At 76.1% G+C, this 13,515-nt stretch carries 12 protein-coding genes; 9 read left to right on the top strand and 3 right to left on the bottom strand.

Annotated features, from left to right (window positions below):
• Positions 1 to 311: 311 nt before the first annotated feature.
• Positions 312 to 1,805, bottom strand: coding sequence for a malate:quinone oxidoreductase (locus tag RDV89_RS19410; RefSeq protein ID WP_315735830.1), 1,494 nt, complete (start codon positions 1,803 to 1,805; stop codon positions 312 to 314).
• A 218-nt stretch (positions 1,806 to 2,023) separates the two neighbouring features.
• Between RDV89_RS19410 and RDV89_RS19405 the strand changes: the two genes are divergently transcribed.
• The 7 genes from RDV89_RS19405 to RDV89_RS19375 are packed head-to-tail and all read left to right on the top strand — an operon-like array spanning position 2,024 to position 10,099.
• On the top strand, positions 2,024 to 3,259 hold the full coding sequence (locus tag RDV89_RS19405) for a glycosyltransferase family protein (protein ID WP_315735828.1): 1,236 nt from the start codon (positions 2,024 to 2,026) through the stop codon (positions 3,257 to 3,259).
• The gene (locus RDV89_RS19400) at positions 3,246 to 4,523 is read left to right on the top strand and encodes a glycosyltransferase (protein WP_315735826.1); all 1,278 of its coding nucleotides are present in this window, start codon (positions 3,246 to 3,248) and stop codon (positions 4,521 to 4,523) included. The genes RDV89_RS19405 and RDV89_RS19400 overlap by 14 nt, the downstream gene beginning before the upstream one ends.
• The gene (locus RDV89_RS19395; protein WP_315735824.1) at positions 4,520 to 5,782 is read left to right on the top strand and encodes a glycosyltransferase family 4 protein; all 1,263 of its coding nucleotides are present in this window, start codon (positions 4,520 to 4,522) and stop codon (positions 5,780 to 5,782) included. Before RDV89_RS19400 ends, RDV89_RS19395 begins: the two co-directional genes overlap by 4 nt.
• The gene (locus tag RDV89_RS19390; protein ID WP_315735822.1) at positions 5,772 to 7,559 is read left to right on the top strand and encodes an ABC transporter ATP-binding protein; all 1,788 of its coding nucleotides are present in this window, start codon (positions 5,772 to 5,774) and stop codon (positions 7,557 to 7,559) included. The genes RDV89_RS19395 and RDV89_RS19390 overlap by 11 nt, the downstream gene beginning before the upstream one ends.
• A complete protein-coding gene (locus tag RDV89_RS19385) occupies positions 7,549 to 8,673 on the top strand; it encodes a phosphotransferase family protein (protein ID WP_315735820.1) in 1,125 nt (374 codons plus the stop codon). Before RDV89_RS19390 ends, RDV89_RS19385 begins: the two co-directional genes overlap by 11 nt.
• Entirely contained in the window at positions 8,652 to 9,743 is a 1,092-nt protein-coding gene (locus RDV89_RS19380) for a phosphotransferase (protein WP_315735818.1), read from the top strand. The genes RDV89_RS19385 and RDV89_RS19380 overlap by 22 nt, the downstream gene beginning before the upstream one ends.
• 41 nt (positions 9,744 to 9,784) lie before the next feature.
• Complete coding sequence (locus RDV89_RS19375; RefSeq protein ID WP_315735816.1) at positions 9,785 to 10,099, top strand: sulfurtransferase TusA family protein; 315 nt, start codon at positions 9,785 to 9,787, stop codon at positions 10,097 to 10,099.
• An 11-nt stretch (positions 10,100 to 10,110) separates the two neighbouring features.
• Here RDV89_RS19375 and RDV89_RS19370 read toward each other — a convergent pair whose 3' ends face one another.
• Positions 10,111 to 10,677 carry a TetR-like C-terminal domain-containing protein gene (locus RDV89_RS19370; RefSeq protein ID WP_315735814.1) on the bottom strand — a complete coding sequence of 189 codons (567 nt, stop codon included), beginning with the start codon at positions 10,675 to 10,677 and terminating at the stop codon, positions 10,111 to 10,113.
• Between the two features lie 60 nt (positions 10,678 to 10,737).
• Between RDV89_RS19370 and RDV89_RS19365 the strand changes: the two genes are divergently transcribed.
• Positions 10,738 to 11,232, top strand: a complete 495-nt coding sequence (locus tag RDV89_RS19365; protein ID WP_315735812.1) for an FBP domain-containing protein — start codon at positions 10,738 to 10,740, stop codon at positions 11,230 to 11,232.
• A 10-nt stretch (positions 11,233 to 11,242) separates the two neighbouring features.
• Here RDV89_RS19365 and RDV89_RS19360 read toward each other — a convergent pair whose 3' ends face one another.
• On the bottom strand, positions 11,243 to 12,106 hold the full coding sequence (locus RDV89_RS19360) for an RCC1 domain-containing protein (RefSeq protein ID WP_315735810.1): 864 nt from the start codon (positions 12,104 to 12,106) through the stop codon (positions 11,243 to 11,245).
• Between the two features lie 55 nt (positions 12,107 to 12,161).
• Here RDV89_RS19360 and RDV89_RS19355 point away from each other — a divergent pair, with 55 nt between their 5' ends.
• Positions 12,162 to 13,442: an HNH endonuclease signature motif containing protein gene (locus RDV89_RS19355; protein ID WP_315735808.1), complete on the top strand. Its 1,281-nt coding sequence runs from the start codon at positions 12,162 to 12,164 to the stop codon at positions 13,440 to 13,442.
• Positions 13,443 to 13,515: the final 73 nt, after the last annotated feature.

Here is a 13,515-nt window from a genome sequence, read left to right as displayed (position 1 = left end):
CGGGGCCCGCCCAAACCACGCCGCGCGCCGGGCGTACCGGCCCCCGGCCCTCGGCCACCAGCGGGCCGCCTCCGGGAGCGCGGGCGGAGGCTGGGCGCGGCGACCGGGCGGACTGTGTGACCAACTCCTGCACCTGGCCCCTGTCGAGACGGGCGCCAAGTGCAGGAGTTCCCGGTTGACCGGGAACTCCGACGGAGGGACACCGCCCCGCCCGGAACGGTCGACCTGGGACCCTTTCGCTCGACCTGGACCCTGTCTGAACGGGTCACAAGTCGAGCGTTACCCGGTCAACCGGGTAATCCAGAGGCGGGTCAGGCCGACGCCCGGTCGGCGCGGGGCTCGTCGAGGCGCAGGGCGCGGGCGGTGCGGGCGAAGTGCTCGGCGGCGGCGTCGGGCTCGGTCGCGAGGGGGTGGCCGAAGCTCGGCACCATCTTCTCGAGCGTGGGCTGCCAGTCCTCGATGCGGTCGGGGAAGCAGCGGCTCATCAGGTCGAGCATGATCGCGACCGTCGTGGAGGCGCCCGGGGAAGCGCCGAGCAGGCCGGCGATGGAACCGTCGCGGGCGGCGACGACCTCGGTGCCGAACTGCAGGATGCCGCCCTTCTCCGGGTCCTTCTTGATCACCTGGACGCGCTGGCCGGCGGTGATCTTCTCCCAGTCGGCCGGGTCGGCGGCGGGCATGAACGCGCGCAGCTCGTCGAACTTCGTCGACTTGCGGGCGAACAGCTGACCCAGCAGGTAGCGCACGAGGTCGAAGTTGCGGAACGCGACCTGCAGCATCGGCACCAGGTTGTGCAGGCGCACCGAGCGCAGCAGGTCGAAGAGCGAGCCCTTCTTCAGGAAGCGGGGGCTGAAGCCGGCGTACGGGCCGAACATCAGGCTCGGGGTGCCGTCGACGACGCGGGTGTCGAGGTGCGGCACCGACATCGGCGGGGCGCCGACCGCGGCCTTGCCGTAGACCTTCGCCGCGTGGGTGGCGACGACCTCGGGCTTGCGGGTGCGCAGGAACTCGCCGCTGACGGGGAAGCCGCCGAACCCGCGGATCTCGTCGATCCCGGACTTCTGCAGCAGCGTCAGGGCGCCGCCTCCGGCGCCGACGAAGACGAAGCGGGCCTTGAGGGTGAGCTTCTCGCCCTTGGCGCGGTCGCGGGCGGTGACGATCCAGCCGCCCTCGGGGTCGCGCTTGAGGCCGCGCACCTCGGTGCTGGTGCGCACCTCGGCGCCGTTCTCGACGAGCGAGCGGGTCAGGATCCGCGTGAGCGAGCCGAAGTCGACGTCGGTGCCGGCGGGCGAGTACGTCGCCGCCACCGGCTCCGAGGACGTCCGGCCGTCGATGAGCGAGGGCGCCCAGCCGCGGATGACCTCGGGGTCCTCGGAGTACTCCATGCCCGCGAACAGCGGGTGCTCGCGCAGCCCGTCGTAGCGCTTGCGGAGGTACTCCACGTTCTTCGCGCCCCACACGTAGCTCATGTGCGGCGTCGGGTTCACGAACGCCTTGGGGTCGGGGATCTGGCCGCTCTCGACGAGGAAGGACCAGAACTGCCGCGACAGCTGGAACTGCTCGTTCACCTTGACCGCGGACGTGATGTCGACGCCGCCGTCGGCGGTCTCGGGGGTGTAGTTCAGCTCGCACAGGGCGGAGTGGCCGGTGCCCGCGTTGTTCCACGGGTCGGAGCTCTCCTGGGCGAAGGAGTCCAGACGCTCGACGACGCAGATCTTCCAGTCGGGCTCGAGCTGCTGCAGCATCGAACCCAGGGTCGCGCTCATGATCCCGCCACCGATGAGTACCACGTCGTGTGCGTCCACACGCCCGATTAGATCGGGCGAGAGGCCGCAACGCACATCCGGGGTCCGTTTCTCGCCCCTTCAGGTGACCGACATCACCCTTGGAACGATCACAACGCCCCGCGCGGAGGGTTGACACCGCCCCCGCCGATCCACGGGCCGATCCGCCGGCCGATCCATGAGAGCGCTCTCATCCGCGCCTCACCTCCACGTCATCGCCGCGCACCACTCTCCTCGACATGTCTCGTCCATCCCGGCGCCGCGTCGCGTTGTACTCCCACGACACCCAGGGTCTCGGCCACGTCCGGCGCAACATCGAGATCGCCGCCGCGCTGCGCGCCGCCGATCCGGCCACGGACGTTTTGCTGCTGACCGGTACGCCGGCCGCGGCCGCCCTGCCGCTGCCGCCCGGCACGGAGGTGGTGGTGCTGCCCGGGATCGCGAAGAGCGCCGCCGGGGCGTACTCCGCCGCCTCCCTCGACCTCGCGCTCGACGAGCTGCTGGCGCTGCGTGGCGCCATGATCGCCGGCGCGCTCGGGGCCTTCCGACCCGACCTGTTCGTGGTGGACAAGGTGGCCCGCGGCCTCGGCGGGGAGCTGGACGGCGCGCTGCGACGCCTGCGCGGCGCCCGGGGCCACGGCGGCCTGCCGACCCGGGTGGTGCTCGGGCTGCGCGACGTCCTCGACACCCCCGAGGTGGCGCGCGCCGAGTGGGACCGCGAGGCCACGAGCACGGCGGTGCGGGAGTGGTACGACGAGGTGTGGGTCTACGGCGACCCGCGCGTGCACGACCTGGTCGCCGCGATGGACCTGCCCGCCGACGTCGCCGCCAAGGTCCGCCACACCGGCTACCTGGCCCACGGCCGCGGCCGCCACGTCACCCCGCCCGCCCCCCTCGCCGCCGCGCCGGCCCCGGTCCCGGCGCCCGACGCGGACCCCTACGTGCTCTGCCTCGTCGGCGGCGGCCAGGACGGCCACCGCCTCGCCGAGACCGTGGCCCGCGCAGCCCTGCCGACCGGGCACCGCGCCGTCGTCGTGACCGGGCCCTGCATGCCGCTGGAGCAGCAGGAGCGGCTGCACGCCCTGGCTGCGACCCGCGACGACCTGGAGGTCCGCACCTTCGTCCGCGACCCGCGCCCCCTGGTCGACGGCGCCGCCGCCGTCGTGACGATGGGCGGTTACAACACCGTGTGCGAGCTGCTCGCCGCCGGCCGCCCGACCCTGGTCGTGCCGCGCGTGACGCCGCGCCGCGAGCAGCTGCTGCGGCTGCAGTGCCTCGCGCCGTACACCTCCCTCGACCACCTCGAGCCCGACGCGGCGACCCCCGAGCGGGTCGGCGCCTGGCTGGCCGGCGCCGCCGGACGCGGCCGCCTGCACCACGAGGTCGACCTCGACGGTCTCGCGCACCTGCCGGTGCTCGCGGCCTCCCTGCTCACCCCCCACCACGACGAGGAGCTGCACCGTGCGACTGCCTGAGCACCCCGAGGCCCCCACCGGCACCAGCGGCGCCGGCACCAGTGGCACCGACCGCCCCCGGGTCGGCTACGTGCTGACGATGTTCCCGCGCTTCTCCGAGACCTTCGTCCTCAACGAGCTGCTGGCCCTCGAGGCCGCCGGCACCGAGGTGCGCGTGCTGTCCCTGCGCCAGCCCGACGACGGCCGGTTCCACGCCGCGCTGGGCGACCTGCGCGCCCGGGTCACCTACGTGACGCGCCCGTCGCGGGCGAGCTCGGTGTGGTCGGTGCTGGCGAGTGTCGCGCCGGACCTGCCGCGGCTGGCCGAGCACCTCCCGCAGGTGCTCGCGCTGCCGGTCGAGGAGGGCGTCGCAGCCCTCGAGGTCGCCGCCGCGGCCGTGCGCGAGGGGCTGACCCACCTGCACGCGCACTTCGCGAACTCCCCCGCCACCGTCGCCCGCGTGGCCGCCGCGCTGGCGGGCATCGGCTACTCCCTCACCGCCCACGCCAAGGACGTCTTCCACGACGGCCTCGACGCCGTAGCGCTGCAGGCCAACCTGCGGCAGGCGAGCGCCGTCGTCACGGTCAGCGACTTCAACGTCCGGTTCCTGCGCGAGCTGTGCCCCGCGGCCGCCGACCGCGTCGTGCGCGTCTACAACGGCCTCGACCTGGAGCGCTTCGCCTTCCGCGCCGGGCCCCGCGAGCCGCGCACCGTCGTCGCCGTCGGGCGCCTCGTGCCCAAGAAGGGCTTCGACGTGCTGCTGCAGGCGACCGCCCTGCTGGTGCGCACCGGCGGCGACCCGGTGCGCGTACGCATCGTGGGCAGCGGCGCCGAGGAGCCGCGGCTGCGCGAGCTCGCGGCCCGCCTGCGGATCACCGACCGCGTCGAGTTCTGCGGCGCCCTGCCCCAGGACCGCATGAAGGAGGTCGTCGCGAGCGCGACGGTCTTCGCGGCGCCCTGCGTGGTCGCCGGGGACGGCAACCGCGACGGCCTGCCGACGGTGCTGCTCGAGGCGCTCGCGCTCGGCACGCCCTGCGTGGCCACCCCGGTGACCGGGATCCCCGAGGCCGTCGTGGACGGCGTCACGGGGCGCCTGGTGCCCGAGGGCGACGCCACCGCGCTGGCCGCGGCGCTGCTCGGCCTGCTGGACTCGCCGGCAGACCGGGCCGCGTACGCCGCCGCCGGCCGCGCGCTCGTCGAGCGCGACTTCGACGTGCGCCGCAACGCGCTGCTGCTCGACGAGGTCTTCGGCGTGCCGGCGCCCCGTGCGGCGGTGCCGGCGTGAGCGGGCTGCGGGTGGCGTACGTGTCCACCGACCCCGGCATCGACGTGCTCGGCACCAAGGGCGCCTCGGTGCACGTGCAGGCCGTCGTGCGCTCGCTGCTGCGGCGCGGCGCCCACGTCGACCTCGTCACCCCGCGCGCCGACGGCGACGCGGCGCCCGACCTGGCCGCCCACCCGCGCGTGCGGGTGCACCGGCTCCCCCGGGCCCGCAAGGTCCGCGACACCGCGGCCCGCGAGGCCGCCGCCCGCACCAGCGACGCCGCGGTCGCCGGGGTGCTCGACGACCTGCACGCCGCCGCGCCGCTGGACCTGGTCCACGAGCGGTACGCCCTGTGGGGCCGCACCGCGACCGCCTGGGCGCACGCACAGGCCGTGCCCAGCGTGCTGGAGGTCAACGCCCCGCTGCCCGCGGAGCAGTCCGCGCACCGCGTCCTGGTCGGCGAGGCGAAGGCGTACGCCGTCGCGCGCGACGCGCTGAGCCACGCAGGAGCGGTCTTCGGCGTCACCGACGCCGTCGCCGGCTGGGCCCGCGGGCTCGCGGCCGACCCCGGTCGGGTGACCACGATCGGCAACGGCGTGGACACCCGCGCCGTGACACCGGCCGCGACGCCCGTGCACGACGGCGGCGAGGCCCCGTTCACGCTCGGGTTCGTCGGCACGCTCAAGGCCTGGCACGGCGTCGAGACGCTGCTCGAGGCGCTCGCGCTGCTCGTCCGTGACGCCGACGTGCGCCTCCTCGTGGTCGGCGACGGGCCCCGCGCGCAGGCGCTGCGCGACCTGGCGGAGCGGCTCGGCGTGGCCGGCGCGGTGCGCTGGACCGGCGCCGTCCCGTCGACGGCGGTGGCCGGCCTGCTGCAGAGCGTGGACGTGGCGTGCGCGCCGTACCCCGCCCTCGAGGACTTCTACTTCTCGCCGCTGAAGGTGACGGAGTACCTCGCCGCGGGGCTGCCGGTGGTCGCCAGCGCGGTCGGCGGGCTGCCCGCCCTGCTCGGCCACGGCACCCACGGCGAGCTCGTCGCCCCCGACGACCCGGCCGCGCTCGCCGCCGCCGTCACCGCCCTGCGCACCGACCCCGTCCGCCGCGCGGCGCTGCGCGAGCGCAACCGCGAGGCCGCCCTGGGCCGCGACTGGGACCACGTCGCCGCCCGCACCCTGGCGCACGCCGGCGTGGCCGTGCCGCCGCTCGCCGCCCCGCACCCCACCGCCCCGCACCCCATCGCCGGGACCACCGCCACCGAGGAGGACCGACGTGTCGCGTGAGAAGAAGCCGGCCACCCTGCGCGAGGCCGCGCCGGGCCTGCGCCGCACCGCGCACCACGTGCGCCCGCACCTGCGCAAGGAGACGCCGCTGATCGCCGGCGGCTTCCTCGCCCTGCTGATCGAGGTGCTGATGCGCCTGGCCGAGCCGTGGCCGCTGAAGTTCGTCATCGACGCGGTGATCGCCGCCTCCGGGGCCGACGTCGCGGGCGCGGCGCCCGGCGACGTCAGCGCCACCCTCGCGATCGCGGCCGGCGCCCTGGTCGCGGTGGTGCTCGTGCGGGCGCTGGCGGCGTACCTGACCACCCTCGCCTTCGCCCTCGCGGGCAACCGGCTGCTGACGCGGGTCCGCGCGCAGGTGTACGCCCACCTCCAGCGGCTGCCGATGGCCTTCCACGACAACGCCCGCACGGGCGACCTGGTGCAGCGCGTCACCGGCGACGTCGGCCGGCTCAAGGAGGTCGCGGTCACCGCGGGCCTGCCGCTGGTCGGCAACGTCGTGACGATGCTCGGCATGGTGGTCGTCGTCGCGATCCTCGACTGGCCGCTGGCGCTGATGATGATCGCCGTCGTGCCGCTGTTCCTCATCGCGGGGCGCGAGACCTCGACGCAGATCCACGGCGTGTCCCGCGAGCAGCGCCGGGCCGAGGGCCAGCTGGCCTCCCTGGCCACCGAGACGCTCGGATCGATGCGGGTCGTGCACTCCTACTCGCTGGCCGACCACCTCCAGGGCCGCTTCGCGGCGAGCAACGAGAAGAGCCTCAAGGAGGGCGTGCGCACCAAGCGGCTCTCGGCCCGCCTCGAGCGCACCACCGACGTGCTGGTGGGTCTCGCGACGGCCGCGGTGCTCTACGTCGGCGCGCAGCGGGTCCTGGCCGGGATGCTCACCCCGGGCGAGCTCGTCGTGTTCCTCACCTATCTCAAGGCGACGTTCAAGCCGATGCGCGACCTGGCGAAGTACACGGGCCGCATCGCCGCGGCCGCCGCGTCCGGCGAGCGGGTCGTCGAGCTGCTCGAGACCTCCCCCGGCGTGCAGGACGGCCCGCACTCGCGGCCCGCCCCCGCGCTGCGCGGCGAGGTCGTGCTCGACGACGTGTGGCTGTCCTACGTGCCCGGCCACCCCGTGCTGCGCGGCGTCACGACGCGGATCGGCGCCGGCGAGCGGGTCGCCGTGGTCGGCCCGTCGGGCTCGGGCAAGTCGACCGTCGCCTCGCTGCTCTCGCGGCTGCGCGACCCCGACGCCGGCTCCGTGCGTCTCGACGGCCACGACCTGCGCGACCTCACCCTCGACTCGGTGCGCGACCAGGTCGCGATCGTGCTGCAGGAGAGCGTGCTGTTCGCGACGAGCATCGAGGAGAACATCGCGTACGGCCGCACCGACGCGACCCGCGCCGACATCGAGGAGGCCGCCCGCCTCGCCGGCGCGCACGACTTCGTGACGGCGCTGCCGCAGGGGTACGCCACCGTGGTCGGCGAGCGCGGCGCCACCCTGTCCGGCGGGCAGCGGCAGCGGATCGCCATCGCCCGCGCCGCCCTGCGCCGTGCGCCGGTCGTGGTGCTCGACGAGGCCCTGACCGGCCTGGACGAGGGCACCGAGGCCGAGGTGCTCGCCGCCCTCGAGCGGCTGACCCGGGGCCGCACCACGATCGTGATCACCCACGACCTCGCGCACGCCCGCGACTGCGACCGCGTCGTGTGGCTCGAGGGCGGCCAGGTCGTCGGCGACGGACCGCCCGACGAGGTGCTGACGCCGGTCGGGGAGGTGCGTCGTGCGGGCTGACGACACCGAGACCGGGACCGGCGCCCTCGCCGTGGCGGCCCCCCTGCTGGGTCCGTTCCTGGACGGGCTCGTCGGCGACGTCGAGCGGCTGCGCGTGCGGGTCAAGCCGGGCACCTCCGCCGCCCTGGCCGCGCGCCGGCCGGACGGCGAGCTGCTGCTGGCGCTGGCGTACGCCCCCCACGCGGCCGCCAAGGTCGCGAAGACGGCCCGGAAGGCCGGCGACGACCTCGTCGCGCTGGCGGAGACGGACGGCGTGGTCGTCGTGCACGCCCGCGCCGACCGCGACCTCCCCGGGCTGCGCAGCCTGGGCGAGCTCGACGGCGTGGTGACGCCGCTGTCCTACAACCCGCAGCGGCGCTTCGTGGGCCGGGTCCGTGGGGGCGACGGTGCGCGGGTCGTGCGCGTGGTCCGCCCGAGCGAGCACGCGGTCACGACCCGCGGCGCCCGCGCGCTCGACGGGGCGGCCGGCACGCCGCGGCTGCTCGCGGAGCAGCCCCGGTCGGGCGTCGCCCGGCTCTCGTGGGTGCCCGGGCGCCCCCTGGACGCGGGAGCCTCGGCGGCCGACCTGGCCGCCGCGGGCGCCGCCCTCGCGCGGCTGCACGCCGCGCCGGCCGCCCTGCCGCCGCTGACCGGCACCCAGGCGGCCCCCCGCGCCACGGCCCGGCTGCTCGCCCACCTGCTGCCGCGGCTGCGTCCGCGCCTGGTCCGGCTCGCCGGCGCCGTCGAGCGTGGGCTCGCCGACGCGGCCCGCGACGGCCTGGCCGCCGGTCCCCGGCCGCTGCACGGCGACCTGTCCCGCGACCAGCTCGTCGTCGGGCCCGACGGTGTGGGGATCCTCGACCTGGACCGCGCCGGGGCGGGCGACGTGGCGTACGACCTCGGCAGCCTGCTCGCCGACGACCGCGCGCGCGGTCACGCGGGCGGTGAGGTGCTGCTGGCGGCGTACGCCGAGCACGCCCCCGCGCCGCGTCCCGATGCGCTCGCCGCCCACACCGCGGCGCACCTGCTGCGCCGCAGCGCCGAGCCGTTCCGCACCTGCCGGCCGGACTGGCCGGCGGAGTGCGTCGCCCTCGTCGAGGAGGTGGAGCGGCTGTGCAGCGTCACGACGCCGTGATCCCGGGGGCCACGTCCCTCGCGCAGGTCGCCGGCGGCCTGGCCGACGCGGGCTGGACGCTCGCCCAGGCGCAGCCGCGCAGCGCGACCCACCTGCTGCTGCAGGTGCACGACGCGGAGGGCCGCTTCCTGCCCGGGCAGTGGCACGCCGACCCGGCCGACGCGGAGCGGGTCGCCGCGCGGACCGGCGCGGTGCTGCGGCCCACCTCCCACGTGCTGCTGCAGCCCGGCGGGCTCGACCGGCGCCTGCCCGCGCTGGCACCGCTGCTCGCCTCCGCGGGGGTCGAGCTCGTGGCGCACCGGCCGGAGCGTCGGGCGGTGGTGCGGGTACGCCGGTCGGCCGGCCCCGACCTGTACGTCAAGGTGGTGCGCCCCGGCCGCGCCGAGCCCGCTGCGCGCACCCTGCGGCACCTCACCGCCGCCGGACTGCCCGTGCCTGCGGTGCTCGGCACCGACGACGACCAGGGCGTGCTGGCGCTCGGTGCGCTCCCCGGCCGGACCCTGCACGCGCTGCTGGGCGGCGACCAGGCGGGCCTCCCGGACCTCGCGGACCTGCGGGCGGTGGGCGCGCTGGTGCGCCGGCTCCACGGCGTACCCCCGCCGCCGGAGGCCGGCACCCACACCGCGGCCGACGAGCTCGCCGTGCTGGACCGCGCGCGCAGCCTGGCCGTGGCGTTCGGGGTGGGCGGCTCTCCCGAGGGCGAGACCGGGCGCGCGGGCGTCGCGGAGGCGCTGGCGTCCGTGCCGGCGCCGGCCACGGCCGTGCCGCTGCACCGCGACCTGCACGACAAGCAGCTGCTGCGCGACCCGGCGACGGGGGCGTGGAGCGTGCTCGACCTCGACCTCCTCGCGCTGGGCGACCCGGCGGTGGACCTCGCCAACCTGGCGGTGCACCTCGAGCTGCGCGCGGCGCAGGGCCTGCTCGACCCGGCGCTGGTGGGGCCGTGGACGTCGGCGGTGCTGGACGGCTACGACGCCGACGAGCGCACGCGGGCGGCGCTGGGGCCCTACGCGGCCGCGACCCGGCTGCGCCTCGACGCCGTGTACGCCTTCCGCCCCGGCGGCGGTTGAGGGGACGGCCCCGTCACTGCGCGTGGGACGATGCCGCCACCATGGACCTCGACGTGCTGCACCGCCCCGACGGGGTCGTGCTGGTCGACGGCGGCGACCTCGGCTGCGCGCGGCTGCTGCTGCGGCTGCGCGGCGTGGTCGCGGACCTCGCACCCGGCACGGTCGTGCACCTGGACACCACGGACCCGGTGGCGCCGATCGACCTGCCGGCCTGGTGCCGGATGACGGGCCACGACTACCTCGGTCGCGTCGACCCCGCGCCGCGGCCGGAGCGCCCGGAGGCCGTGCGCTACGGCGTACGCGTCGCCGCCGACGCCCGCGCGACCTCCGACGCCTCGCCCTGGCGCCTGGCCTGAGGCGCGACCCATCACGTGCTCCAGGTGCGCAGGGCCGCGTCGAGCGCCGCGACCACGCGGGGCCACGACTGCTCGGGGCCCGGCTCGCTGTGGCCGAAGGCGCCGGCCTGCTCGAGGGAGGCGTAGCCGTGCACCAGGCTGCCGAGCAGCCGCACGGCGTGGACCTGCTCGGCCTCGGGCACGGCGTACCCCCGCAGCACCGCCACCGCGAGCGCCGCGTGGCGCCGGCCCGCGGGGACGGCCGGGGAGTCGGGGCCGACCGGCAGGCGCGACGCGGCGTAGCGGCCGGGGTGGGCGTGGGCGTAGTCGCGGTACGCGTCCGCGAACGCCCGCAGGGCCGCCTCGCCGGAGCGACCGGCCAGGGCGTCGGCCACCCGGTCGGCGAGCTCGTCCAGCACCGCGGCGCACACGCCCTCACGGAGGTCGGCGGCGCTCGCGACGTGGGAGTAGAGGCTCGCGGGCCGCACGCCCAGCCGGGCCGCGAGCGGCGAGGGCCCGAGGGCGTCGAGCCCCTCGGCGTCGACGAGGTCGAGCGCCGCCGCCACGACGGCCGCGCGGGACAGACCGGCTCGGGGCACGGCGTACCTGCTTTCTTTAGTCATTTGCCTACGACCGTTAGGCAGCCTACCGTCGACGTCATGGAACCCGTGACCGAGCCCCAGGTCCGCGCGTCGTTCATCAACTGCTCGAAGGGCGAGGCCGCGCGGATCCGCGTGCCGCGCGACCTCGGGACGCAGCCCTGGGACGACCTCGACCTCCTCGGCTGGCGCGACCCGCAGTCGCCGGGGCGGGCGTACCTCGTCGCCCACCACGAGGGCCGCCTGCGCGGCATCGTGCTGCGCGCGCCCGCGTCGACCGTGGGCCAGGCGCAGCGCAGCATGTGCTCGCTGTGCGTCACCGTGCGCTCCGGCAACGTCGCCCTCCAGGTCGCCCCGCGCGCCGGGAAGGCGGGCAAGGCGGGGCACACGGTCGGCACGTACGTCTGCACCGACCTCTCCTGCTCCCTCCAGGTCCGCGGGAAGACGGCCTCCGACGGCCCGCGCATGCACGAGACGCTGACGGTCGAGCAGAAGGTCGAGCGGCTCCGGGGCAACCTCGCCGACTTCCTGCGGCGCGTGCTCAAGGAGGGGTGAGGGGTACGCCTCAGCGGCTCGGCGCCAGTCGCCAGCCGTCGACGGCGCACCGGCCGTCGGCGGGGTCGCCGGTGGCGAGGACCGTGCCGTCCGCACGCAGCCCGAGGGTGTGCGCGGAGCCGGCGGCCACCTCGACCACGTCGCGCCAGCTCCCGACGCCGCAGCGACCGTCCCGGTCGTCACCGACCGCGAGCACCCGGCCGTCCGCGGTGAGACCGACCGTGTGGCTGCTGCCCGCCGCGACGGCGACCACCTCGCGCCACGTCCCGGTGTGCGCGGCCCCGCTGCTGCCGGTCGCGACCACCCGCCCGTCCCGCCGGAGTCCCACGGTGTGCAGGTGACCCGCGGCGACCGCGACCAGGTCGTGCCACTCCTCCACGCGGCACTCCTCCACGCGGCACTGCCCGCGCTGGTCGTTGCCGACGGCGACGGCCGTGCCGTCGGTCCGCAGGCCCACGGAGTGCCAGTCACCGGCGGAGACCGCGACGAGGTCGGTCCAGGTCTGCACGTCGGTGGCGCCCTCCGCGCGTCTCCCCGCCGCCCGCGCCGTGCCGTCCGCGAGGACCGCCAGGGTCCGGCGCCACCCGGCTGCGACCTGCACGACCTCCCGCCAGTCGCGGACCTCGCACTGCCCGTCGCCGTTCCAGCCCGTCGCCAGGACCGTGTGGTCGCGACGCAGCCCCACGGTGTGCGAGCGCCCGGTGTTCCCAGCGGTGTGCACGCTGCCGACCGCCACCGCAACCACGTCGCGCCAGGACCCGGTGTCGAGCTCCGGGTCGCCGGCACGGCCGACGGTCAGCACCGTGCCGTCCGCCGCGATGCCGACGGAGTGCCGTCGACCGGCGGCGATGCGGGGTGCGGTCGGCGGCGCCATCCGGGCACCTTCTCATCCCGGCGGAACTGTCGGTGGCTCCTGGTTGAGTGGCTTCATGGCAGGGGGAACGGGGACCTTCTCGCCGGGATCGGGGCATCCGGTGCTGGCGGCGCTGGCGCGTGCTGATCGTGGGGTCGGGGACGCGCTCGAGCTCGGGCTGCTGACGCTCGGTGAGGCGGATGCGCGGTCGGCGCTGGTCGCCGCCCAGCGTCACGCCGCGCGCACGGCAGCGCTCGCCGCGAAGCTCGCGGCACGGGCCGACGAGCTGCAAGTGGGCCGCGTGGACGGGTCGCCGTCGACGGCGGTGTGGTTCGCGAACGCCACCGGCGTGACACGGGGTGAGGCGCACCGGGTGCTGCGGGTCGGTCAGTCGGCCGCGAGGTACGTACGTCTGGCCGCGGCCGCCGCAGCCGGCGCCGTGTCGCTCGACCAGGCCGACGTCATCGTCCGGGCGCTCGATGCGCTGCCCGATGACATCGACGCCGAGACCGCGGGCCGCGCCGAAGAGGTGCTGGTCGAGAACGCGGGCCGGTTCGACGCCCTCGCGCTGCGGAAACTCGGGAAGCGGATCCTCGACGTCGTCGCACCCGAGGTCGGCGAGGCCCACGAGGCCAGGTTGCTCGCGGCCGAGGAGCGCTCGGCGATGGCGACGGCGTCGCTGACGCTGCGAGACCTCGGCGACGGACGCACCTCGATCCGGGGGATCCTGCCCACCCTCCACGCCGAGATGCTCGGCAAGGCACTCGACGCCTACGCCGCACCCGGCCACAAGAACGCCGGTTCTGATGAGGCGGACCGGTTCACGACCGGGACCCCGTCGCCGCTGCGCCGCGGGGAGGCGTTCGTCGAGCTCATCGAGGCCCTCGACGCCCGCGACCTGCCCGAGGTCGGCGGCACGAACGCAACCGTCGTGGTGAATCTCGACCTCGATGCGTTGCTGCGTGACCTCGGCGTGGCCACGCTCGACACCGGCGGGCGGATCAGCGCCGCCGAGGCCCGCCGCCTGGCGTGCTCGGCGAATCTCGTGCCGGCCGTCCTGGGCGGTGCCAGCGAGGTACTGGACCTTGGCCGGGCGCAGCGCTACCACTCCAAACCGCAGCGGCTGGCAATCGCACTGCGCGACAAGACCTGTGTCACCGACGGCTGCGACCGCCCGGCCCACCAGTGCCAGGTCCACCACTGGACCCTCTGGTCGGCCGGAGGCACCACCAACACCACCGACGCCGCGCTGCTGTGCGGGCACCACCACCGCAAGGTCCACGACCCCCGCTACGAGACCCGCCGCACCCGACACCCCCTCGGCCACACCAGCGTCAGATTCGTGCGACGGCCCTAGGTGTACTGACCACGGACGTTAGGTACGGCGTGTCTGTCGGAGGATGACGAAGACCTCCGGGTGAGGTGTGAAG

Origin of the sequence: Nocardioides imazamoxiresistens, assembly GCF_032378595.1 — a bacterium.
In the GTDB taxonomy this organism is placed as follows: domain Bacteria; phylum Actinomycetota; class Actinomycetes; order Propionibacteriales; family Nocardioidaceae; genus Nocardioides; species Nocardioides imazamoxiresistens.
Note: the sequence above shows the minus strand (reverse complement) of the source record. Positions and strands in the feature narration are given on the sequence as shown.

What these genes read in the sequence shown, in the direction of transcription:
- RDV89_RS19355 (WP_315735808.1), top strand. Translation starts at nt 12,162, where the DNA reads ATGGCAGGGGGAACGGGGACCTTCTCGCCGGGATCGGGGCATCCGGTG.
- RDV89_RS19405 (WP_315735828.1), top strand. Translation starts at nt 2,024, where the DNA reads ATGTCTCGTCCATCCCGGCGCCGCGTCGCGTTGTACTCCCACGACACC.
- RDV89_RS19360 (WP_315735810.1), bottom strand. Translation starts at nt 12,106, where the DNA reads ATGGCGCCGCCGACCGCACCCCGCATCGCCGCCGGTCGACGGCACTCC.
- RDV89_RS19375 (WP_315735816.1), top strand. Translation starts at nt 9,785, where the DNA reads ATGGACCTCGACGTGCTGCACCGCCCCGACGGGGTCGTGCTGGTCGAC.
- RDV89_RS19365 (WP_315735812.1), top strand. Translation starts at nt 10,738, where the DNA reads ATGGAACCCGTGACCGAGCCCCAGGTCCGCGCGTCGTTCATCAACTGC.